The following is a 21109-nucleotide window of genomic DNA, read 5'->3' as shown; positions in this document are numbered from 1 at the left end:
TATTGTCGGAATGCACACCTCGCGACGCCCGACCCCGATGCGCGCCCTGCTGGTGGCAGCGGCGCTGTGCACGATGGCGCTGCCGGCCCGCAGTGACGGGCAGCTGCTCGAGTTGCAGCCCGGCACGAAGGTCCGCGTGACGGCGCCTCCGCTGTTGGGGGGACGGTACGACGCCGTGGTGGGCACGCGCACCGCCGACACCCTCTGGCTGGTGCGCAGCGGGAGCCCGACGATCGCGGTTCCGCTGACGGCGCTCACCAGCGTGGAAGTCTCGCGCGGGCGGAGCCGGAGCCGGGGCGCCGTGCGCGGGATCCTCTGGGGCGGCGGGATCGGCCTCGCGCTCGGCGTGCTCGCTGCCGTGAGCGACGACCAGTACGGCTCGGGGTCGTGCGGTTCGGGGGCGTACTACGGCGGGTGTCAGAGCGTCTCGCGGGCGGAGATCGTGAGCGGCGTGACCTTTGGCGGCGTGCTCTGGGGTGCCGGCATCGGGGCGCTGGTGGGTCGGGAGCGGTGGGAGACGCTGCAGACGGCGCCGCGGGTCGGTTTGCGGCTGGACCAGGCGGCCGGCCGGACGCGGCTCGGGCTCCGCATCGGCTTCTGATCCCCGGAAGGGCAGCGTCCGGGCCGGTGACGGCTGAAACCGATGATCGTCTTTGCCGTACAAAGTACTTGACATCGCCACCGCGCCCCCGCAATCATCCCTCCATGACCGCCCCCGCACCGTCCCGGCGCGACGACTCCCCGGACCCGCCGGCCCTGCACGACCGGGCCATCCAGGACCTGTCGTTCATCCGGAAGACCATCGAAGGGGCCTCCGCCTTCACCGACGTGCCCGGATGGGGACTGGTCGCCATCGGCCTCACCGCCATCGCCACCGCCGCCCTCGCCCGCGCCCAGCGCACCGCCGGCGGCTGGATCACCACCTGGCTCGGCGAGGCACTCCTCGCCGGCTGCCTGGGCGGCGCCATGATGTGGCGCAAGATGCAGCGGCGCGGCGTGAAGCCCGGCGCCCCCCTCCTCAGCGCACCGGCCCGCAAGTTCCTCATCGGCTTCTGGCCCGCCATCATCGCCGGCGCCGTCCTCACCGTCTCCCTCGTGGACATGCGCCTCGTCTGGCAGCCCGACAGCACCGTCCCGCGCGTCCTGCCCGGCATGTGGCTGCTCCTCTACGGCGTCGGCATCACCACCGCCGGCGCCTTCTCCATCCGCGCCGTGCCGCTCATGGGCGCCACCTTCATGACACTCGGCAGCCTCACCCTGATCGTCCCCTCCATTTCAGGCGACCTCATGCTTGCGCTCGGCTTCGGCGCCCTGCAGATCGGCTTCGGGGCCTGGATCGCCCGGAGGCACGGTGGCTAAGCGCACCACCGCCGCCGCGGAGAAGCACATGACCGCCTCCACTCCCGCCGCACCGCCGCTGGACGCCGTGGACGGGAACGACCCGAGCCCGCTCGCCCTCGACCGGCTCATCCACGAACGGATGCGCCTCGCCATCGTCAGCACGCTCGCCGTGCACGAGATGCTCTCGTTCAACGAGCTCAAGGCGCTGCTCGACACCACCGACGGCAACCTCTCGGTGCACGCCCGCAAGCTGGAAGACGCCCGCTACATCCAGTGCACCAAGGGCTACGACGGCCGCATCCCCCGCACCGAGTACCGGCTGACCGCGACCGGCCGCGAGGCCCTCGAGCGCTACCTGTCCCACATGGAAGCACTCATCCGACGCGTCGGCGAACGCAGCTAGCGGCATCCGGCACACCGTCGCCCACCGCCGGGCGACACAGCAGACAACACACAGCACAGCACACCGCCCCACCCGACACCACCGCACGACCCTGAACCCACGGAGTTGCACTTTATGCAGCAAAGCGCTCTTCAGCCGCCAGCGCACCTGGCCATCATCATGGACGGCAACGGCCGCTGGGCAGAGCAGCGCGACCAGCCGCGCGCTGCCGGCCACCGCGCCGGTGCGCGCATCATGCGCGACGTCGTCTCGCATTGCGCGCAGCGCGGCGTGCAGCAGCTCACGCTCTACGCCTTCTCCAGCGACAACTGGAAGCGGCCGGCGCCGGAGGTGCACGCCCTGCTCGCACTCTTCACCACACACTTCCGCACCCACGCCACCGAACTCGCGCGCAGCGGCATCCGCCTCACCGTCATCGGACGGCGCGACCGGCTCCCCCTGCTCCTGCGCGCGGCGATCCGCGAGGCCGAGCGCCGCACCGAGGCCGGCCGCACCATGCACCTGCGCGTGGCGATCGACTACTCGAGCCGCGCGGCCATCGCCCACACACAGGGCGACGGTGACACCGCTGCCGAACACACGCCGCTGCTGCCCGCCGTGGACCTGCTGCTGCGCACCGGCGGCGAGCGCCGGCTCTCCGACTTCCTGCTCTGGGAGTGCGCGTATGCCGAGCTCCACTTCATCGACACCCTCTGGCCCGACATGACCGTGACCCACCTGGACGATGCATTCGCCGACTTCGCCCGGCGCGACCGCCGTTTCGGCTGCCTCCCCGACCGCGCGAGCGCCTGATGACGATCCCGGCCACACGGCTCCTCCTGGCGGCACTGCTCGCCGGCATCAGCGGCGACTACCTGCTGCGCGGCAACGTCAACTGGCGACTCGGCTTCGCCGTCTGGATCACGATCGTCGTGGTGATCGCCATGGTGCTCGATCGCGAGGGTGGCCGCGAGCGCCGCTTCCTGCTCGCCGGCATCGCCGCGGCGGCCTTCGGCCTCGTCCTGCGTGACGCGCAGCTGCTCTACGCGGTGGACTTCGGCTCGCTGCTCGCGATGGGCATCCTCACGATCTGGCATGGCAGTGGCCGGCGGCTCGCCGACCTCACGGTGGTGGAAGGCGCACGGGCCGGCATCCTGGCCGCAGTGAACACCATCGCTGGCGCGGTGGGGGTGGTCAGTCGCACCTCCGCCGAGCGCAGTGCCGGCGCCGACAGCGGCCGCGCGCGGGCACTGCTCGTCGGCGTGGTGCTGGCGGTGCCGCCGCTGCTGGTGGTGACCGGGCTTCTCGCCGCCTCGGACAAGGTGTTCGAGCACCTGCTCGACACGGTCGGGAAGTCGCTGGCTGCGGACACCATCGGCCACCTGCTGGTGATCCTCCTCGTCGCCTGGATCACCGCGGGCTGGTTCCGCGCGGCCACCGGCAATACCCTCGGCGCCAGCGTGCCGGCGCCGGCATCACCGGGGTTGCGGTTCGCGTCGGTTGCGGTGCCGCTCTACTCGCTGGTGGCGTTGCTCTCGCTCTTCCTCCTGACGCAGGCACGGGTGCTGTTCGGCGGCGCCGCCTTCCTGCGCGAGACGGCCGGGCTCACGGTCGCGAACTATGCGCGTGAGGGCTTCTTCCAGCTCATCCTCGCGTCGGTGATCGTGCTTGGCACGCTGGTGGTGGCGGAGTGGCTGATGAACCGCACCGACGCGCCGTCGCGACGCCACTTCCACATCGCCGGCGCGATCCTGCTGGCGCTGGTGATGACGCTGCTCGTGAGCGCCGCCACGCGTATCGGGATCTACGTCGGGCTGTTCGGGCACAGCATGGATCGCATGTTCGCGATGGCGGCGATCGTGTTCGTGCTGGCGGTGCTGGTGACCTGCGGGCTGACCACGCTGCGTGGCCGTCCCGGGCGCTTCGCGCCGTCGGTGGTGGGTGTGGCGATCGGATGGGTGGTGGTGCTGAACCTGATGAACCCCGAGGCGCTGGTGGTGCGGGCGAACGTCGCGCGGGCGCAGGCCGGAGCGGAGTTCGACGTCGCGTACCACGCGGCGCTGTCGGCCGACGCGCTGCCGGTGCTGGTGTCGCAGTCGCACCGGCTGGCGGCGGCAGACTGCCGCTCGGTGGGCGAGGCGGCGCGGCTTTCGTGGCACGGCCGGAGCGAGTCCTACTGGGTGAGTGGCTTCACCTGGCGGGGGCTGAGTGTCCCGCTGCTGCGGGCCAGCCGCTGGTATCGCGGCGGCGGCATCATCCCCTGTGCGGCCGCACCCGGCTGATCGTCCGGGCCGGACTCAGCCCGGCGGCATCGGTGGCGAGGGTGGCCGCATCCCCCCCTCGGCACGCCAGCGGAGCCAGTGCCGTCGGACGAACCAGAGCAGCGCCGATCCCACCAGCAGCGACGGGACGGAGATGACGAGCATGGACGTGGCGTACGGGTCGCCTTTCATCGAGAGCAGCCCGCCGACGGTGAAGAGACCGCCGCAGGCCGCCATGAACAGGCCGGCGAGGCCGAACAACACGAGCACGACGGCGATGGCGGTGCGGTTCATCCGGGGGTGGGCGGAGGGGTCGACGCGCGGGGCGGACGGGGTCGGTGCGTCTCAAGCTGCGAAGGTGCGCACGCGGCGTCGAGGGGTGCCGACGTGCCCGGACCGGTCCTGGACCCCGCGCGATCCCCACCAACGGAATGGCCAGCGACGCGTGCGAGGGCAGGGCCCGCCGAGCCGTGACGCGGAGATTCCACGCCGCGTCATCACAGGACTGCCACCAGACCGCCGTCTCAGAGCGCCAGATGCGTCCGACCATCTCATACATACAGGATCACGGCTGGCATGCGGGGCGCCTGCTCTGGTGGCCCGTGCTCGTGCTGCTGGGACAGCCGGTGGGGATCCTGGCGGCCGGCATCGACCTCGGGCTCCGCGCCTTGACCGGCGTCGACGCACCGTTCGTCCTGCTCTCGCCGATGGCGATGGGGCTGGTCGCGTGGTCGCGCGTGCGTCGGCTGCGATCGCGCGGTGTCGTCGTGGTGGACCGGGTGTTCCGCATCCGTGACATGCGTGTGGACACGGTGCGCCGGGCCCTCGAGCCCGAGCGATTCACCCGCTGGGTTCGCATCGACGCCTGCCTGTGGGCAGGCGCCGTGGCGGCGTGGGCCGTGCTGCCGGTGGCACTGCTGCTCTCCGAACGGCGCTGACAGCGATCGGGCCAAGCCCGATCGGGGGCCCGGAGACGACGCCCAGTGCTTCACGACCGCGGCGCCGGTCACGGCGCACGAACGCCCTACGCCCCGTGAGGCAAACCCCGCCAGCCGATGTAGTGGCAGCGGCGCATCTTGCCGGCATCGCCTCATCTGGACCAGCGGGCAGACGCGCCACACGGCACGCCACGTGACTTCCGCACCAGCCAGCCTGGGCCGGGACGCGACAGTTCAGGCACGCGCCTGACGACTCTCCCTCACGCTTCACGGAGTACGGAATGATTCACGAGGTCCAGGGCGACATCCTGCTGACTGGTGCGCAGGCCATTGCACATGGCGTGTCGCCGAACGACCACTTCGATGCCGGTCTCGCGCTCGCCCTGCGTGAGATGTGGCCCTCCCTGGCGAAGGACTTCCGCCACTACGCGCACCAGGTGAGCCCGCGACCGGGCGAGTTGTGGACGTTCCGGAACGCCGAGGGGCGCACGATCTTCAACCTGCTCACGCAGGAAGGGGAGTTGCCATCACAGCCATCCGGGCGCGCCACGGTGGGCAACGTGAGCCATGCGCTGAAGCGCCTGCGCCACGCGATCGAGAAGGGCGGTGTGCGCAGCGTGGCACTGCCGCGCCTGGCCACCGGGGCGGGCGGGCTGGACTGGAGTGACGTGAAGCCGCTGGTCGAGAAGCATCTCGGCGATCTGGGCATCCCGGTGTTCGTCTACACCACGTACGAGAAGGGCGTGAAGGCCGTCGAGCCAGGTGCCTGACCGGTGAGCGCGGCCGGCCGTGCCACGGGCATGGCCGGCCACGTTTCAGGACCGGCTGTCGTTCTGCGGGTCGCGCAGCGAGTCCTTCAGGCTGATGAAGTCGGACAACATCACGATCACCGTCACGAAGGCGAGGACGATCTCGGTCAGGTTCACGATCTTCGCCGGCACGGTCCGCGGCAGGATGTCGCTGTAGCCGAAGAACGAGAAGTTGAGCGTGCTCAGGTAGATGAAGTCGAAGAGCAGCTCCCCCTGCCCCGCGTCGGCGGCGATGCCGTCGAAGCTGCCCGCGTTGCAGAGTTGCAGCACGTGGAAGTCGAGGGCGAACGCCAGCACCATCTGCGAAGCGTTCACGCCCATCAGCAGCAGGAAGCGGTGGTGCGGCAGGTTGGTGCGCGCCGCATCGAAGAGCTGCCGGAAGTTCTCGGCGCCGAAGAAGGCTGCCTTCACCCAGCAGCCCAGCACCACCAGCACCGCGACGGTGCCTGCCGGGAGCCAGCCGCCGGCGCGCAGCACGAGCAGCGCGCCCCACCATGCCACGATGGCCGCGTACTCGACGAGGTTCCGGACGACCGGGATGGCGTAGTGGACCGGTGGCATGACGGGCAGGCGGGGTGGGGACACCGGCAGCTGCCGGCTGACGGCTCCAACATATCGGGCGGCGGCGGGGAATCACGGGCGCGCCTCTCCCCCGGCGCCCCGGCCTCCGCATAGAATGCGCCGGTCTCCTGCCCCGCCGCACCGGCCGCGGGCGCGTGTGCGCCACCCGTCACCCAGGCACCGATGCACCACTCGCGCAGGCTCCCGCTCCTCGTGGCGCTGTCCGCGCTCGTCGTCACGCGCGCCGGTGCGCAGCAGTTCGACGTGATGGAGGCCACCATTCCCGGCGTCCAGGCCGCGATGGACGCGCGCCGCCTGACCTGCCGCGGGCTGGTACAGGCGTACCTGGACCGGATCGCCGCCTACGACCAGCGGGGGCCGGCGCTGAACGCGATCCAGCACGTCAACACGCGCGCGCTGGCCGAGGCCGACTCGCTGGACGGCGTCCTGCGGGCGAAGGGGAAGCGCGGCACGCTGCACTGCGTGCCGGTGCTGCTGAAGGACCAGGTGGAGACGCGCGACATGCCGACCACCTATGGCTCGGCGATCTACAAGGGCTTCACGCCGCTGCGCGATGCGACGGTGGTGAAGCGGCTGGAGGGCGCGGGTGCGATCATCCTCGCCAAGACGACGATGGGTGAGTTCGCGGGCCGCTATGTCGGCTCGGCGGCTGGCGTGATCCGCAACGCGTACGACCCGACGCGCAATCCGAGCGGATCGTCGGGTGGGTCGGCGTCGGGCGTGGCGGCGAACTTCGGGCTGGTGGGGATCGGCGAGGACACGGGCGGGTCCATCCGCGGTCCCGCCGCGGTGAGCAGCCTGGTGGGGCTGCGTCCCACGCTGCCGCTGGTGAGCCGTTTCGGCATGCTGCCCGCCAACCCCACGCAGGACACGATGGGGCCGATGACGCGCACGGTGGCCGATGCGGCGCGGGTGCTGGACGTGATCGCGGGCTACGACGCGAATGACCCCGTGACGGCGTACGCGGTGGGGCATGTGCCGGCCACCTACACCACGGCGCTGCGCGCGGATGCGCTGCGCGGTGCGCGCATCGGCGTGCTGCGCTTCCCGCGTGACACCGCCGACCCGCGTCGTGCCGCGCGGGACAGCGCACGCGCCCCGCGTGACACCACCGCCGCAGGCCTCGCCGCCGGGCGGCGCGACTCGGTGGCCCGCGCGGACTCGGCGACGACCCGCGACTCCACGAACCGCGTGCTGATGGCGGAGTACGCCAAGGTGCGGGTGGTGTTCGACGGCGCGCTTGCCACGCTGCGCGCGCAGGGCGCGGTGGTGCTCGACTCGCTGCCGATCCCGCGGATGCGTGGCGGCGTGGGGAACGACTTCGAGACCGAGGAGGCGACCGACGCCTACTTCGCGCAGCACCCGAACGCACCGGTGAAGACGCTGGCCGAGATCATGCTGGCCGGCCAGGTGAACCCGTGGCGCGCGCGGGCGATGATCGGGTATCTCGGCAGGAGCACCAACGATCCCGGCTACCTGCAGGTGCTGAAGCAGCGCGAGGCGCTGCGGGTGGCGCTGCTCAAGCTCATGGCAGACCGCCAGCTCGATGCGATCGTGTATGCCACGTACGATGCGGCACCGACGGTGATCGCGGCGGACGTGCTCAGCAACCCGCGGCCGACGGATGGATACGGTCGCGGCGACAACCGCGGGATCAGTCCGCAGACCGGATTCCCCGCCCTCACGGTGCCGATGGGCTTCACGGTGGACGCGCTGCCGGTGGGGCTGGAGTTCCTGGGCCGGCCGTTCAGCGAGGCGCAGTTGCTGGGCTACGGCTTCTCCTTCGAGCAGGCCACCCACCATCGTCGCCCTCCTACGACCACGCCGCCGCTGCGTCCGTGAACTGCAACGGCTTTGACGCAACGGCGCAAAGGGCGCGAAGGACGCACAGGGATTCTGCGTATCAGGCCAGCGCCCGTGAGCAATGACGCCCCGCAATTGCGATGGGAACTGCAACTTCCACCGCAGTTCCCTCCGAGTTCTGGTTCATCGGGCGTGCAAGACGTTGCGACGCGCGGAGAACCTTTTGCGACCGTTGCGTCCTTTGCGGCATTGCGTCAAAGCTGTTCACGATGCCGGCTCAACGACGACGCAGACGGGCACACGCGGGGCTATGACGCCAGCACCGGAAGCGATCGGATGCGCTCTGCCCACTCGCGCGGGCCGGTCTCGTGCACGTTTGAGCCAGCCGAGTCGACCGCGACGGTGACCGGCATGTTCTCGACGTCGAACTCGTAGATCGCCTCCATGCCGAGGTCCGCGAACGCGACGACGCGTGACGAGCGGATCGCCTTGGACACGAGGTATGCTGCGCCACCGACGGCCATCAGGTACGCCGCCTTGTGCTTGCGGATCGCCTCGAGGCCGATGGGTCCGCGCTCGGACTTGCCGATCATCGAGATCAGGCCGGTCTTCGCGAGCATCATCTCGGTGAACTTGTCCATGCGGGTGGCAGTGGTCGGGCCGGCGGGGCCGACGGCCTCGTCACGGACCGGATCCACTGGGCCGACATAGTAGATCACGCGGTTGGTGAAGTCGACGCCCTCAGGCAGTCCTTCACCGCTCGCGAACAGGTCGGCGATGCGCTTGTGGGCGGCGTCGCGGCCGGTAAGGAGCTTGCCGTTGAGCAGCAGCCGGTCGCCGGCCTTCCACGTCGCGACGACATCCTGCGTAAGCGTGTTCAGGTCCACGTGCTTCGCGTTGATGTCGGGCTTCCACGTCACGTCGGGCCAGTCGCTGAGCTTCGGGACCGGCAGCTGCGCGACGCCCGATCCGTCGAGCACGAAGTGCGCGTGCCGGGTGGCGGCGCAGTTCGGGATCATCGCGATCGGCTTCGAGGCGGCGTGCGTGGGGAAGTCGAAGATCTTCACGTCGAGCACCGTGCTCAGCCCGCCCAGTCCCTGCGCGCCGATGCCGAGGGCGTTGATCCGGTCGCAGAGCTCGATGCGGAGTTCCTCGATCCTGTTCTGTGGCCCGCGCGCCTTGAGCTGGGCCATGTCGATGTGCTCCATCAGCGATTCCTTCGCCATCAGCATCGCCTTGTCGGCAGTGCCGCCGATGCCGATGCCGAGCATGCCCGGCGGGCACCAGCCGGCCCCCATGGTGGGCACCGTCTTCATCACCCAGTCCACGATCGAGTCGCTGGGGTTGAGCATGGCGAACTTCGACTTGTTCTCGGAGCCGCCGCCCTTGGCCGCGAGCTTCACCTCGACCGTGTCACCGGGCACGAGTTCCACGTGCACCACTGCCGGCGTGTTGTCGCGGGTGTTCTTGCGCGCGAAGGCCGGGTCAGCGACGATCGAGGCGCGGAGCACGTTCTCGGGCAGCAGGTAGGCGCGGCGGACACCCTCGTTGACCAGTTCCTGCAGCGACTGGGTGGTGTCGAAGCGGACGTTCATCCCCACCTTCACGAACACCACCACGATCCCCGTGTCCTGGCAGATCGGCCGGTGGCCCTCGGCGCACATGCGGGAGTTGGTGAGGATCTGCGCGATGGCGTCCTTCGCCGCAGGACCCTGTTCCTTCTCGTAGGCGTCGGCGAGGGCGTGGATGTAGTCCAGCGGGTGGAAGTACGAGATGTGCTGGAGCGCGTCGGCGACCGACTGGATGAAGTCGGCTTCGGTGATGATGGTCGGCATGGGGGGAAGGATAGCGCGGAATGGGACTGGGCGGCGGGGGCTCCGGGTGAGTGTCGGATCGAGGGGGCTGGGGGACGGGTTCGAGGGGACGGGGATCTCGAGTTCAAGGGGACGGGGATCTTGAACGGATCATGGTTCAAGGGGACGGGGATCTTGGATTCAAGGGGACGGGGATCTTGAACGGATCCTGGTTCGAGGGGACGGAGATCTTGAATTCAAGATCTCCGTCCCCTTGAACGCTATTTCAAGATCTCCGTCCCCTTGAACGCGGTCCCATTGAACGCTGGAAGGTTCGCGCAAGCGTGAAGACGGTGACACGCCCACATGAGCCGGTCGGGATCGCCCGCCGCACCGATGACGCGGCCGTGACGCAGCTGCGTACGCTGGTGCATGCCGTCACGCACCCCGCGCACCCCACGCCGGATCTCCGAGATCATGGCCACCCACCGGCTGATGACGGCAGAGGGCCTCCTGGCCCGGTCCGCGCCGCACGCGCGGGCGGAGCTGGTGGGCGGGCGGTTGATCGCGCGGGAGCTGGCGGGGTACGAGCACGGGTACGTCGCATCGCGGGTGCTGGTGGCGATTGCGACGTTCGTACAGCGGCAGCAACTCGGCCACGTGCTGGCGGCCGAAACCGGGTTCACGCTCTTCCGCGCCCCCGACACGGTGCGCGCACCCGACGTGGCCTACGTGAGCGCGGCGCGCGTTCCGACGGCTGCGATGCGGCACGGGTTTCCGGAGCTCGCACCGGACCTCGCCGTGGAGATCCTGTCGCCTGACGACCGCGCCGGTGAGGTGCGGCGTCGGGTGCGCGACTGGATCGCCGCCGGCACGCGCCTGGTCTGGATCATCGATCCGATCCGGCGGGCCGCGCACGTCCATCGCGCCGACGGGAGTGCCGCAAGACGGACCGTGGACGACCTGTTGTCCGGCGACGACGTGCTGCCGGGGTTCAGTGTGACGATGCGCGACCTGCTGGGCTGATCGGGTACGCCGCACGTCGCGCGGTCACCCGCTCAGCGCCACCGCCCGTCACTCCAGTACCACCCCGACCTGGAGTGGCGCCAGCGGCCGGCCTCCCAGCGCCGGAATCCGCGCGCCGGGTACTCGTAGCGACCGCCGATCCAGACGTAGCCGTTGCCGCGCCAGGCGTGATGGCCGGGCACCCACACGGCGCCGGGCCCGGGTCGCAGACCAACGACCTCGACCACACGTGGCGGCGGCCCGTAGCGGACGTAGACGGCGCCGGGACCTGGGCGACCGGCCGAGGCACAGGCCGAGAGCGTGAGGGCGCCGGCAAGTGCCAGCAGGCGCAGGGTCTTGATCGTGGGCATGGGCATCTCCGGAAAGCCGGGCGAGGCGACCATCGCGCGGCGGGTATCACGCCATGAGACGTGCATCCTGCCGGCGTGTTAACCACCTCGACCGCAACGCCGAGCAGTCCACTCCCGTACGCCTGCCCGGCCGTATCTTACCGCGGTGCGGTGTCGGCCTTCCCTGCTGACGCCCCCTCCCTTCGCCGACCGTGCACGGATGATCCACCTCCGCCCCGCCCTGTTCGTGGCTGGCACCGCGCTGCTGATCGCGGCCTGCGCCGGCCAGCGCGCCGCCCCGGCCGACAGCTTCGTGCCCGGTGCCGCCGGCGCCATGGCCCGCGCCCGCGCCGATTCGGCCCGCCTGCCGTACACGCAGGCCGACATCGACTTCATGAGCGGCATGATCCACCATCATGCCCAGGCCATCTACATGTCGCGATGGGCCCCCACGCACGGCGCGTCGCCGGGGGTGCTGCGGCTCACGGCCCGCATCATCAATGCGCAAACCGATGACATCGCGCTGATGCAGACCTGGCTGCGTGACCGCAACCAGGACGCGATGCAGGTGGACACCAACGGCACCGTCACGATGGCGCCGAAGGCCGCGCCCGCCGGCGCAATGGCCGGCATGGACCACGGCGGCCACAACATGGGTGGCATGGCGCACGCGATGAACATGCCGGGCATGCTCACCGATGCGCAGCTCACGGAACTCGATGCCGCACGTGGCCCGGAGTTCGACCGGCTGTTCCTCGTGTACATGATGCAGCACCACCGTGGCGCGGTGACGATGGTGCGCACGCTCTTCGCCAACCAGGGCGCGGGGCAGGACGAGACCGTCTTCAAGTTCGCGTCGGACGTCGAGGTGGATCAGTCCACCGAGATCCAGCGCATGCTCTCGATGTTGCTCGAGATGGGCTTCGCGCCGCCGCGCTGATCCCGTCGCACCACCGGCCGTTCCCCGTTCCTCAACCCCGAGGCCTTTCGATGTCCCTGTCCAGTTCCCTCCTGCTCCGCGCCCGCACGCAGGCAGGCCCCCTCGCCATGCTGACCGCTGCCGCCGGCCTCGCGGCCTGCGCGGCCAACACGCCCTCACCGGCGGCGTCCCCGGCGCCGACGGCGTCGACGGCGTCGGCCTCGGGTGCCGTGCCCGCCGAGTGGCTGCGCGATGGCCGCGTCGGCCTGCGTGGCGGATTGCGTGATGCCCAGGTGGCCGTGTCGAACATGAAGGTGACCGGCACCGCGGCGACGCCCGCCGCGATGGGCACCGGCTGGAACTCCGACATCACGTTCACCGGCAAGTATGCGATCCAGGGCAACTTCAATGGCCTGGTGATCTGGGACATGAGCGACCCGGCGAAGCCGGTGCTCGCCACCGCGTACCCGTGCCCGGCCTCGCAGAACGACGTGTCGGTGTACCGGAACCTGCTCTTCATGTCGGTCGAGGCCAACAACGGCCGCACCGACTGCCTCGGCGGCGGCGTGCAGGACACGGTGAGCGCGCTGCGCATGCGCGGCGTGCGCATCTTCGACATCACGGACATCAAGGCGCCGAAGCTGATCGCCAACGTGCAGACCTGCCGCGGCTCGCACACGCACACGGTGCTCGAGGACCCGAAGGACAAGCAGAACGTCTACATCTACGTCTCGGGCTCGGCCGGCATCCGCTCGCCGAACGAGCTGGCCGGCTGCACGAACACCACCAGCGCTGACGCGAGCTCGGCGCGCCTGCGCATCGAGATCATCAAGGTCCCGCTGGCCGACCCGACCAAGGCCGCCGTCGTGAGCCGCGCGAACATCTTCGCCGGCCTGACCAACACGCCGGGCCACGGCCCGTCGGACGCCGACCGTGAGGCCTCGTCGCGGCAGATCACCGCGGCGCGCGCCCAGGGCGCCTACATCGCGAAGAACCCTCAGTCGGGACTCGACCTCGTCGTGCCGCCGCAGCTCGTCCGCCAGGTGCTGGACAGCATGGTGAAGTCGCGTGGCGGCAGCGGGGCACCGACCGCCGCCGACTCGACCGCGCTGCGCGGCTCGATCCAGGGCGTGATCAACACCCTCTTCGGCACCGCCGCCGCCCCGGGGGCCCCGGTCTCCGAGCGCTCGCAGTGCCACGACATCACCGTGTACCCGGCGCTGGGCCTGGCCGGCGGCGCCTGCGAGGGCCACGGCATCCTGCTGGACATCAGCGACCCGACCAACCCGACGCGCCTCGACGCGGCCGCCGACTCGAACTTTGCCTACTGGCACTCGGCGACCTTCAACAACGACGGCACCAAGCTGCTGTTCTCGGACGAGTGGGGCGGTGGCACCGCACCGAAGTGCCGCGCCGGTGACAAGCCGGAATGGGGCTCCAATGCGATCTTCCGGATCGTGAACCGGAAGCTGGTGTTCCAGGGCTACTACAAGATCCCGACCGTGCAGACGTCGGCCGAGAACTGTGTGGCGCACAACGGCTCGCTGGTGCCGATCCCGGGCCGCGACGTGATGATCCAGTCGTGGTACCAGGGCGGCATCTCGATGTTCGACTTCACCGACCCCGCGCACCCGTTCGAGATCGCGTCGTTCGACCGCGGCCCGGTGGACTCCACCCGCATCGTGACGGGTGGCTCGTGGTCGGTGTACTGGTACAACGGCCAGATGATCAGCTCCGAGATCGCACGCGGCCTGGACCTGACCGAGATGACGCCGAGCCGGTTCGTGAGCCAGAACGAGATCGACGCGGCGAAGACGGTGCACTTCGACTACCTGAACGCGCAGGGCCAGCCGAAGCTGGAATGGCCGCCCAGCTACGCGCTGGCGCGGGCCTTCACCGACCAGCTCGAGCGGAAGGGTTGCCTGGCGTCGTCGCGCATCTCGGAGATCCGTGCCGGCCTGCAGTCGGCCGAACGCGCCGCAGGTGATGCACGCCAGGCGGCACTGCGCGCGCTGGCGGGTTCGCTCGAGGCCGAGACGCGCGGCTCGTGTGATCCGGAGAAGGCGAAGATGCTGCGCAAGGCCGTGCAGGACCTGATGGCGGCCGTGGTGTAGTTGCCGGCGGATGGATACGGAACGGGGCAGCCGGCATTCGCGCCGGCTGCCCCGTTCCACATCCCGTCCCGTTCCGCCGCTCCGGTCAGCCGCAGGCCACCAGTGCAATGCGCCACGGTGCCACGAACGCGCGCCGGAGCCGCGACCCGTCGGGCAGCTGCGCGTTCACATACGCCACCACGCTGTTGTCGCCCGTGACGCGGTCGACCTGCAGCGTGCCCGTCACGGCACCCACGTAGGCGCCACTCGCATCGATCATCACGCCCGACGCGGTGTCGCCCGTGCGATCGAACGTGTAGGTGCGGCCGGCGAGGTCCGTCGGGGGGCGGTACACGGTCATCAGCACGTACGGCGGGCTCACACGCTCGCCGGAGTACGGGGTGCCGCTGAACGTGAGCGTCACCGCCGGCCCGTCAGCCGGACCGCAGCTGGCCAGCGCATACACGTAGGGCAGTCCCGCGTCCGGACCGGTCGGCCCGGCGCACGCGACCACAACGGCGGCGACACACACACGCCATCTCGAGTTACGCATCGGGTATGCACCATGGAGAAGCGGACGTCCGGTGTACTGCGCCGCACCCGCGATGGTCACAGTGTGGCGCGCGTCAGCGGACCTTCCACACCAGCACCCCCGCCGGTGGCATCGGCGTCACGCCGCGCAGCACGGCGGCGCCAGCCGGCAGCACCGGCGCGAACGGCGCCGTACCGTAGTTCACTGCGACGAAGACACCGCTCCGCCACTCGATGAACACACCCGGCGGGAGGTCATCGATCGTCACGCCGGCGCGGCGATAAGCGTCGCGGATCACGGCGCGCTCGAGTGCGCCATCGTCGGTCGACACGCCGATCACGGTGACCGAGCCCCGACCGACGCGGTGCGTCGTGACCGCCGCCTTTCCGTCGTACCACCGGTCGACGTACGTCGCGAGCGTCTCCGTGCCGGCGCGCGGCGCGAGGATGTCGCCCCAGCGGTGCCACACATGCCGCACACCCTGCACCGTCACCTGCGCGGTGGCACCAGGCGGCAGCATGTCGAACGCCTCGAGGTCCACGCCCGTGAGGCTGGAAAGCCGCGCGGCCCAGCGTCCCTCGGGGAAGTGCCCGCGCTCGTCCTTCTGGCCGGTGCGCGCCGTGAGCACGAGGTGGCCGCCACGCTCCACGTATTGCGTCCATTTCGCCACCAGCGCGTCACTCACGAGCTGGTACGCCGGCGCCACCAGGAACGGGTACCCACCGAAGTCCGCGTCCTCGGCGATGAAGTCCATCGGCGCGCCCGTGGACTTCACCGCGGCGGTGACGGTGTTGCGGTGCGCCCACGTCCTCCATTCCGTGGTCTGCGGCTGGATCTCCAGGTCCCAGAAGTTGTCGTGGCTCCAGAGGATGGCCGTGCGCCGCGCGGCCAGCGACGCCGGCATGCGTGCGGCAGTGTCGAGCAGCGGCGTCAGTGAGTCGATCGCGCGCATCGTCGCCACGAACTCGCGGCCGGTGCGCGAAAGCGTCACACCATCCGTGCCGGTGATGCCCTCATGGTACATCTCGCTGCCGCGCAGCGGGTGACGATAGCGGTAGGTGCCTAGCAGAGACGCGCCGCTCGCGAACGCGTGCCACATCCACATGCCGACGGCACCGCGTGCAGGCTGCGGATTCACGCTGCCCCAGTTCACCTGCCCCGGCTGCATTTCCATGATGCCGAAGGTGCCCGTGATCGGGCGATAGTACGCCGCCGCCTCCATCAATCGCGTGGGATCGCCGATGGCGTAGCTCTCGCCACCGAGGATGTTGTTCCCGGCCACCGGGTAGAGCGTGAAGGTGGTGAAGTCCATCGCGCGGCTGCGGCGCGGGTCGGTGCCGGTGGTGATGTTGGTGTAGTTCGTGGTCACCCACTGGCCATGGCGCGCGTATCGCCGGATGATGCCGGCCTGCCCATCGAGAAACCGTGCGGTGACGTCGGCATCGAAGCGCGCGAGGTCGAGCACCGCGTGCGGGCTGAGGCGATCCTCGGCGGCGAGCACGGTGTTCGGCAGGCGCACCTCGCCGAAGCGGCCGTAGCGTGAGCTCCAGAAGCTGCCACCCCAGGCGGCGTTCATGGCCGCGATGGTGCCGTACCTGGCGCGCAGCCAGCGCTGGAACGCGATGCGCGCGGCCGGGCTGAAGTCGGCGAAGGTGCCGGGTTCGTTGTCCACCTGCCAGCCCCAGACGCGCGGATCGTTGCCGTAGCGCTGCGCCATGCGCGTGACGATGCGATCCACGAAACGGCGATAGGTCGGGTCGGCGAGCGACACCTCCGCGCGGATGCCGTGTTCGTGGCGCCGTCCCCGTTCGTCCACGCGATAGACCTGCGGGTACCGCTCGCCCATCCAGCTCGGGGGCGCCGCAGATGGCGTGCCGAGGATGACCTTCAGTCCGGCCTTTGCCGCGAGGTCGATCGCCTCGTCGAGCCAGGTGAAGTCGAAGGTGCCCTCGCGCGGCTCGAGGTACGTCCAGCTGAACTCCGCCATGTGGGTGAAGTCGAACCCCAGGCGGGCCTGGCCCTCCATGTCACGCTTCCACTGCGAGCGCGGCCACTGTTCCGGGTAGTAGAAGGCCCCGATGCTCATCGGGTCGGGCTGGCCGAGGAGGGCGGCACCCTGGAGCGACACGCGAACGGGACGCCGGTGCGCAGGTTGCGCACCGGCGTCCCGAACGAATGCCACCACCGTCGCGGCGAGCAGCGCACGACTCGCCGCCACTCTCACCACCCGCCGCAGACCGGTGCCGAACGGCATGACGAGCGTTACCGGATCATCTTGCCGGCCATGCGCATGATGTCATCGAGCGCATTGCCGTCGCCGTTGGAATCGATCATGCCGGCGAGGCCACCGGCGCGCTGGCCACCGCCGCCACCCATGCCGCCGAGCAGTCCGCCGAGCAGCCCGCCCAGCCCACCGCCGCTGGAGGCCTGCTGCGCCGCCGGTGCCGCACCGCCCCCCTTGGCCATGTAGCCGGCGACAACCATGGCGAGCATCGGCAGCATCTTCTTCAGCACACCGGCATCGAGCCCGCTCGTCGCCGCGGCCGACTGCGCCACCGTGCGGCTCACGTCCTTCGAGCCGAAGATCTGGCCCAGCACGTTGTTGCCGAGGCTCGTGTCGGTGGGCTGCGCGGAGACGACGTTGTCGAGCAGGGCGCCGCCACCGAGCTGCGAGAGGAGGCCGCCGAGGCCCTCGACCCCGCCGGACTGCGCCTGCTTCTGAAACCCGCCCAGCACCGCCGGTGCCAGCGCGGAGGCGCCGGCCGCCACCTGGCTTTCACTGAGCCCGAGTTCCTTCGCCATCGACTGGAGGCCACCGACCTGCTTGAGGATGTCCGTGATGTTCATGTTGCAGCTCCCTGTGGGTGTCGCGGGGTGTCCGCGGCCAGCCGGATGGCCGGCGCGTGGCGGGAAAACTATGCGTGGGGCACGGGTCTCACGCGATGCCAGCCCAGGGTGCGGTAGCAGACGAGCCCTATCACCAGGAGGCCCACCCCCACGGCCGATTCCACCGGGGTCTCGCGCACGGTGTTCACCACCAGGAAGAGCGCGAACGCGATGAAGACCAGCGGGGTGACGGGGTAGCCCCAGGTGCGGTACGGCCGGCCGGCGGCCGGTTCGCGGCGCCGCAGGAGCAGCACGGCCCCGCAGGACATGCCGTAGAACAGGAACGCGACGAACACGATGCAGGTGAAGAGCTGGTCGTAGCGCCCGCTGAGCGCCAGCAGGATCGACCACGCTCCCTGCGCCAGCAGCGCCGGCGTGGGCACGGCGTGGCGCTCACTCACCTGTCCCGCCCAGCGCCAGAACTCGCCCTGCCGTGCCATGGCGTACGGCACCCGCGCGGCGGTGAACACGATGCCGTTGTTGGAGCCGAGCGTCGCCACCAGCACGGTGGCCGCGATCACGGTGGCACCGGCGGTGCCGAGGACGGCCGTCATCGCGTCGGCCGCCACCCGCGGTGATGCGGCAACGGCACGCTGGCCGAGCACCCAGGTGAGTGCCAGTGCCAGCGCGATGTAGAGCAGGCCGACCAGGACGGTCGAGATGATGATCGAGAGCGGCATGTCGCGCTGCGGGTTGCGGATCTCGCTGCCGACGTAGGTCACCTCGATCCAGCCCTCGAACGCCCACAACACCGCGACCATCGCCACGCCGAACGGTGCCACGAGCGCCGACCACGACTCGTGCGGCCAGAATGGCGTGAGCCGTGCGAGGGAGCCCCCGGGCAGCGTGACGCACAGCGCGATGACTGCCACCACCGCCGCGATCTTGGCCACCGTGAGCACGTTCTGCGTGATGGCACCGAGCCGCAGGCCGAAGCAGTTGAGCAGTGTGAGCGCCGCGATCGAGAGGCAGGCCGCAGCCTTGATCCCCGCCGGGCCGATCGGGATGAAGTACGCGAGGTAGGTCGCGAAGCCCACGGCGATGGCCGCGATGGAGAGCGGGTTGATGATGACCGAGGCGCTCCAGCCGTACAGGAAGCCCCACACGCGGCCGTAGGCGCGGCTGAGGTACACGTACTGCCCGCCGGCCGCCGGCATCATCGCGCCCAGCTCGGCCACGCAGAGCGCGCCGCAGAGCGAGACCAGCGCGCCGCACACCCAGACGAGGATGGTGGGGAAGACGCCGCTGAAGTGGGCCGCGATGGCTGCCGGCACGATGAAGATGGCCGAGCCGACCATCGTGCCGACGTTGATCATGGTGGCGTCGAGCAGCGTGAGCTCGGCACGCAGCCCGTCACCGTGCTCGTCGGGGCCGGCGCTCACGACTGCGCCTGCGCCCACTCCCGGTACGCGGCCTTGATGAACCCCTGGAACTGGTGCACCCCCGTCTCCATCTGCACCGAGAAGCGGCCCGTGTCGTAGGCGCGCGACGAGAGCCCCTGCTGCACCAGCACGCAGATCTCGCGGTCCTCCTCCTGCACCTCGTCGGAGAAGCGCACGTCCTCGGCCAGCTTCGCGACCTGCGCCGGGTTGTCGGCGTCGTCGTAGTAGTACCAGAAGGTGACGCGGCAGCGGTCGTGCCCCAGTGGCGTGACGAGGTTGGCCTGCACGCGGTTGGGCGCGATGTTCAGCATGAAGTTCGGGAACACCCAGTAGTACCACGCCTTGCCGCCGTCGGCGGCATAGACACTCTCGCCGGCCGCCAGGTCGCTGTGCTGCAGGCTGTAGTGCGGGTGCAGCTCCGTCTCGTAGGCCTGGAAGTCGAGGAGGGTCATCAGCTCGGGGTGCACATGCGGGATGTGGTAGCCCTCGAGGTAGTTGTCGATGTAGACCTTCCAGTTCGCCTGCACGTCGTAGTCCACACGCCGCACGAACGTCTTGGTGGTGAGGTCGATGGGGGCGATGCGCTCGCGGATACCACCCATGACCGTCGCGAGCGGCTGCGCCGGGTGGGGGTCGAGGTGCACGAACACGAAGTCCTCCCACGTGTCGACCGTCACCGGCAGCAGCCCGAAGTCACCCTTGTCGAACAGCTCGACGCGATCCCACTGCGGCACGCCGCGCAGCGAGCCGTCGAGCATGAAGGTCCAGCCGTGGTACTTGCAGGTGAGGGCCTTGACGCACCCCTCGCGCTCGATGGCGAGCGGGCCGCCCCGGTGGCGGCACACGTTGTAGAACGCGCGCAGCGCGCCGTCCCGGTCGCGCAGCACGATGATGGAATTGTCCGCGACCGAGGCGAGGAAGTAGTCACCCGGGTTGCGCACCTGGCCGAGGTGCCCGACGCCCTGCCAGGTGCGCGCGAAGATGGCGTCGCGATCCACCGCGTGGAACCGCGGGTCCACGTACCATGAGCTGGGGATGGTCTCCGCACGCTCGATCGGCGTGAGCGCGAGGTGGCCGGCGGTGAAGTCCGGCAGCTCGGCTGGTGAGATGGACGGCTGCATGGGCGGAAACTGAGGTGGGGTGCGCCCGGGCGAAAGGGCGGAACGGCGCCGCCGCCGCCGGGCGGCCGCGCCGTCGCGCGATGACGGACCGCGCAGCCGTCCGGCGCGATCAGGTCAGGCGTTCGGGCTCCATGACGCGCTCGGTCACGGTGCCGTCCACCACGCTCACATGATAGACCTTCGCTCCGTCGCGCGCGGAGAGGACGCGCTTCACCGTGTTGTCCTCGAAGTAGAGACCGGCGTCGTTGTCGCAGGCGTACCCCGGCTGCATCTCGCCGCTGCCGATCAGCTGGTGATAGAGCGGGCGTCGCCCCGGCTCGCCGTCATAGTGAGGCGAGTGGCTGCCGCGCAGGAAGCCCAGGCAGCGCACGATGCTCAGCGCCCTGGGGCGCGAGTCGGTGGTGCCCTCCTCGAACCAGCAGAGTGACCCTGCGCTGGATCCGCCGAGGATGATGCCGCGTTCCCAGGCCGTGCGGAGGACGGTGTCGATGCCCTGCGCCTTCCAGATGGCCTGCTGGTTGAGGGTGTTGCCGCCACTGCAGACGATGGCGTCGGCAGAGAGCAGCACCTCGTCCCAGCCGAGGACCTGGGAGAGGCTCTCGATGAAGACGCGCTGGACGAGCGGCTCGACGTCGAGGGTGGCGCAGGCGGCGTAGAAGCCGATGATGGCGTCGGGGTGGTCGCCGGCGGCGGTAGGGAGGTAGAGGATGCGCGGGCGCGGCTTGCCGGTGAGCTGCGCCATGTGGCGGATCCAGGTGCGGTTGAAGCCGCCGCCGGCGATGAGGATGCGGCGGGGGACGCTGGCGCCTGCGGTGTGTGGCATGTGCGGATGGGATGGCGTGGCGGATGGGCGCACGGTGTCGGCCGAGTCCCTGCGGATTCACGTCAGCGCAGGCGGTGACGCCAGACGCG

General features: G+C 70.2%; 21 protein-coding genes. 11 read left to right on the top strand and 10 right to left on the bottom strand.

All coding sequences use genetic code 11. The features are described from left to right. Positions 1-10: 10 nt before the first annotated feature. The 5 genes from IT355_20525 (at position 11) to IT355_20505 (ending at position 4005) form a co-directional block, all read left to right on the top strand. The gene (locus IT355_20525; protein MCC7055669.1) at positions 11-601 is read left to right on the top strand and encodes a hypothetical protein; all 591 of its coding nucleotides are present in this window, start codon (positions 11-13) and stop codon (positions 599-601) included. 104 nt (positions 602-705) lie between these two features. Then, a complete protein-coding gene (locus tag IT355_20520; GenBank protein ID MCC7055668.1) occupies positions 706-1359 on the top strand; it encodes a hypothetical protein in 654 nt (217 codons plus the stop codon). A 28-nt stretch (positions 1360-1387) separates the two neighbouring features. Continuing rightward, positions 1388-1744 (top strand): transcriptional regulator, encoded by a 357-nt coding sequence (locus IT355_20515; GenBank protein ID MCC7055667.1) that lies wholly within the window; start codon positions 1388-1390, stop codon positions 1742-1744. 114 nt (positions 1745-1858) lie between these two features. Beyond that, positions 1859-2536, top strand: a complete 678-nt coding sequence (uppS, locus tag IT355_20510; protein MCC7055666.1) for a di-trans,poly-cis-decaprenylcistransferase — start codon at positions 1859-1861, stop codon at positions 2534-2536. Then, positions 2536-4005 carry a DUF4173 domain-containing protein gene (locus tag IT355_20505; GenBank protein MCC7055665.1) on the top strand — a complete coding sequence of 490 codons (1470 nt, stop codon included), beginning with the start codon at positions 2536-2538 and terminating at the stop codon, positions 4003-4005. Before uppS ends, IT355_20505 begins: the two co-directional genes overlap by 1 nt. Positions 4006-4020: 15 nt before the next feature. Here the strand turns inward: IT355_20505 and IT355_20500 are convergent, their stop codons facing one another. Further along, entirely contained in the window at positions 4021-4278 is a 258-nt protein-coding gene (locus tag IT355_20500) for a hypothetical protein (GenBank protein MCC7055664.1), read from the bottom strand. A 242-nt stretch (positions 4279-4520) separates the two neighbouring features. Between IT355_20500 and IT355_20495 the strand changes: the two genes are divergently transcribed. Together IT355_20495 and IT355_20490 are read left to right on the top strand one after the other, a co-directional pair. Beyond that, positions 4521-4922: a hypothetical protein gene (locus IT355_20495; protein MCC7055663.1), complete on the top strand. Its 402-nt coding sequence runs from the start codon at positions 4521-4523 to the stop codon at positions 4920-4922. Between the two features lie 281 nt (positions 4923-5203). Then, positions 5204-5692 carry a hypothetical protein gene (locus tag IT355_20490; protein ID MCC7055662.1) on the top strand — a complete coding sequence of 163 codons (489 nt, stop codon included), beginning with the start codon at positions 5204-5206 and terminating at the stop codon, positions 5690-5692. A gap of 45 nt (positions 5693-5737) precedes the next feature. Here the strand turns inward: IT355_20490 and IT355_20485 are convergent, their stop codons facing one another. Then, positions 5738-6292, bottom strand: a complete 555-nt coding sequence (locus IT355_20485; protein MCC7055661.1) for a hypothetical protein — start codon at positions 6290-6292, stop codon at positions 5738-5740. Between the two features lie 183 nt (positions 6293-6475). Here IT355_20485 and IT355_20480 point away from each other — a divergent pair, with 183 nt between their 5' ends. After that, positions 6476-8155 carry a hypothetical protein gene (locus IT355_20480; GenBank protein ID MCC7055660.1) on the top strand — a complete coding sequence of 560 codons (1680 nt, stop codon included), beginning with the start codon at positions 6476-6478 and terminating at the stop codon, positions 8153-8155. 269 nt (positions 8156-8424) lie between these two features. Here IT355_20480 and IT355_20475 read toward each other — a convergent pair whose 3' ends face one another. Continuing rightward, the gene (locus IT355_20475; protein ID MCC7055659.1) at positions 8425-9951 is read right to left on the bottom strand and encodes a fumarate hydratase; all 1527 of its coding nucleotides are present in this window, start codon (positions 9949-9951) and stop codon (positions 8425-8427) included. 390 nt (positions 9952-10341) lie between these two features. Between IT355_20475 and IT355_20470 the strand changes: the two genes are divergently transcribed. Next, positions 10342-10935, top strand: coding sequence for a Uma2 family endonuclease (locus tag IT355_20470; protein MCC7055658.1), 594 nt, complete (start codon positions 10342-10344; stop codon positions 10933-10935). Between the two features lie 32 nt (positions 10936-10967). On the opposite strand, the gene IT355_20465 is transcribed toward IT355_20470, so the two are convergent. Continuing rightward, a complete protein-coding gene (locus IT355_20465; protein ID MCC7055657.1) occupies positions 10968-11285 on the bottom strand; it encodes a hypothetical protein in 318 nt (105 codons plus the stop codon). Between the two features lie 199 nt (positions 11286-11484). Here IT355_20465 and IT355_20460 point away from each other — a divergent pair, with 199 nt between their 5' ends. Together IT355_20460 and IT355_20455 are read left to right on the top strand one after the other, a co-directional pair. After that, entirely contained in the window at positions 11485-12204 is a 720-nt protein-coding gene (locus tag IT355_20460; GenBank protein ID MCC7055656.1) for a DUF305 domain-containing protein, read from the top strand. Positions 12205-12254: 50 nt separating this feature from the next. Beyond that, complete coding sequence (locus IT355_20455; GenBank protein MCC7055655.1) at positions 12255-14297, top strand: hypothetical protein; 2043 nt, start codon at positions 12255-12257, stop codon at positions 14295-14297. Positions 14298-14382: 85 nt separating this feature from the next. On the opposite strand, the gene IT355_20450 is transcribed toward IT355_20455, so the two are convergent. The 6 genes from IT355_20450 to IT355_20425 all read right to left on the bottom strand — a co-directional run bounded on the left by IT355_20450 (position 14383) and on the right by IT355_20425 (position 21020). After that, complete coding sequence (locus IT355_20450) at positions 14383-14829, bottom strand: hypothetical protein (GenBank protein ID MCC7055654.1); 447 nt, start codon at positions 14827-14829, stop codon at positions 14383-14385. Between the two features lie 73 nt (positions 14830-14902). Beyond that, positions 14903-17026 carry a beta-galactosidase gene (locus IT355_20445; protein ID MCC7055653.1) on the bottom strand — a complete coding sequence of 708 codons (2124 nt, stop codon included), beginning with the start codon at positions 17024-17026 and terminating at the stop codon, positions 14903-14905. A 44-nt stretch (positions 17027-17070) separates the two neighbouring features. Next, positions 17071-17655, bottom strand: coding sequence for a DUF937 domain-containing protein (locus tag IT355_20440; protein ID MCC7055652.1), 585 nt, complete (start codon positions 17653-17655; stop codon positions 17071-17073). Between the two features lie 68 nt (positions 17656-17723). Continuing rightward, positions 17724-19076 carry an amino acid permease gene (locus IT355_20435; GenBank protein ID MCC7055651.1) on the bottom strand — a complete coding sequence of 451 codons (1353 nt, stop codon included), beginning with the start codon at positions 19074-19076 and terminating at the stop codon, positions 17724-17726. After that, entirely contained in the window at positions 19073-20197 is a 1125-nt protein-coding gene (locus IT355_20430; protein MCC7055650.1) for an aromatic ring-hydroxylating dioxygenase subunit alpha, read from the bottom strand. The genes IT355_20435 and IT355_20430 overlap by 4 nt, the downstream gene beginning before the upstream one ends. Before the next feature lie 109 nt (positions 20198-20306). Continuing rightward, positions 20307-21020: a peptidase E gene (locus IT355_20425; protein ID MCC7055649.1), complete on the bottom strand. Its 714-nt coding sequence runs from the start codon at positions 21018-21020 to the stop codon at positions 20307-20309. Positions 21021-21109: the final 89 nt, after the last annotated feature.

It is taken from the genome of Gemmatimonadaceae bacterium, assembly GCA_020851035.1.
Classification (GTDB): Bacteria; Gemmatimonadota; Gemmatimonadetes; order Gemmatimonadales; family Gemmatimonadaceae; genus JACMLX01.
This window is presented reverse-complemented; position numbering and strand designations above follow the sequence as displayed.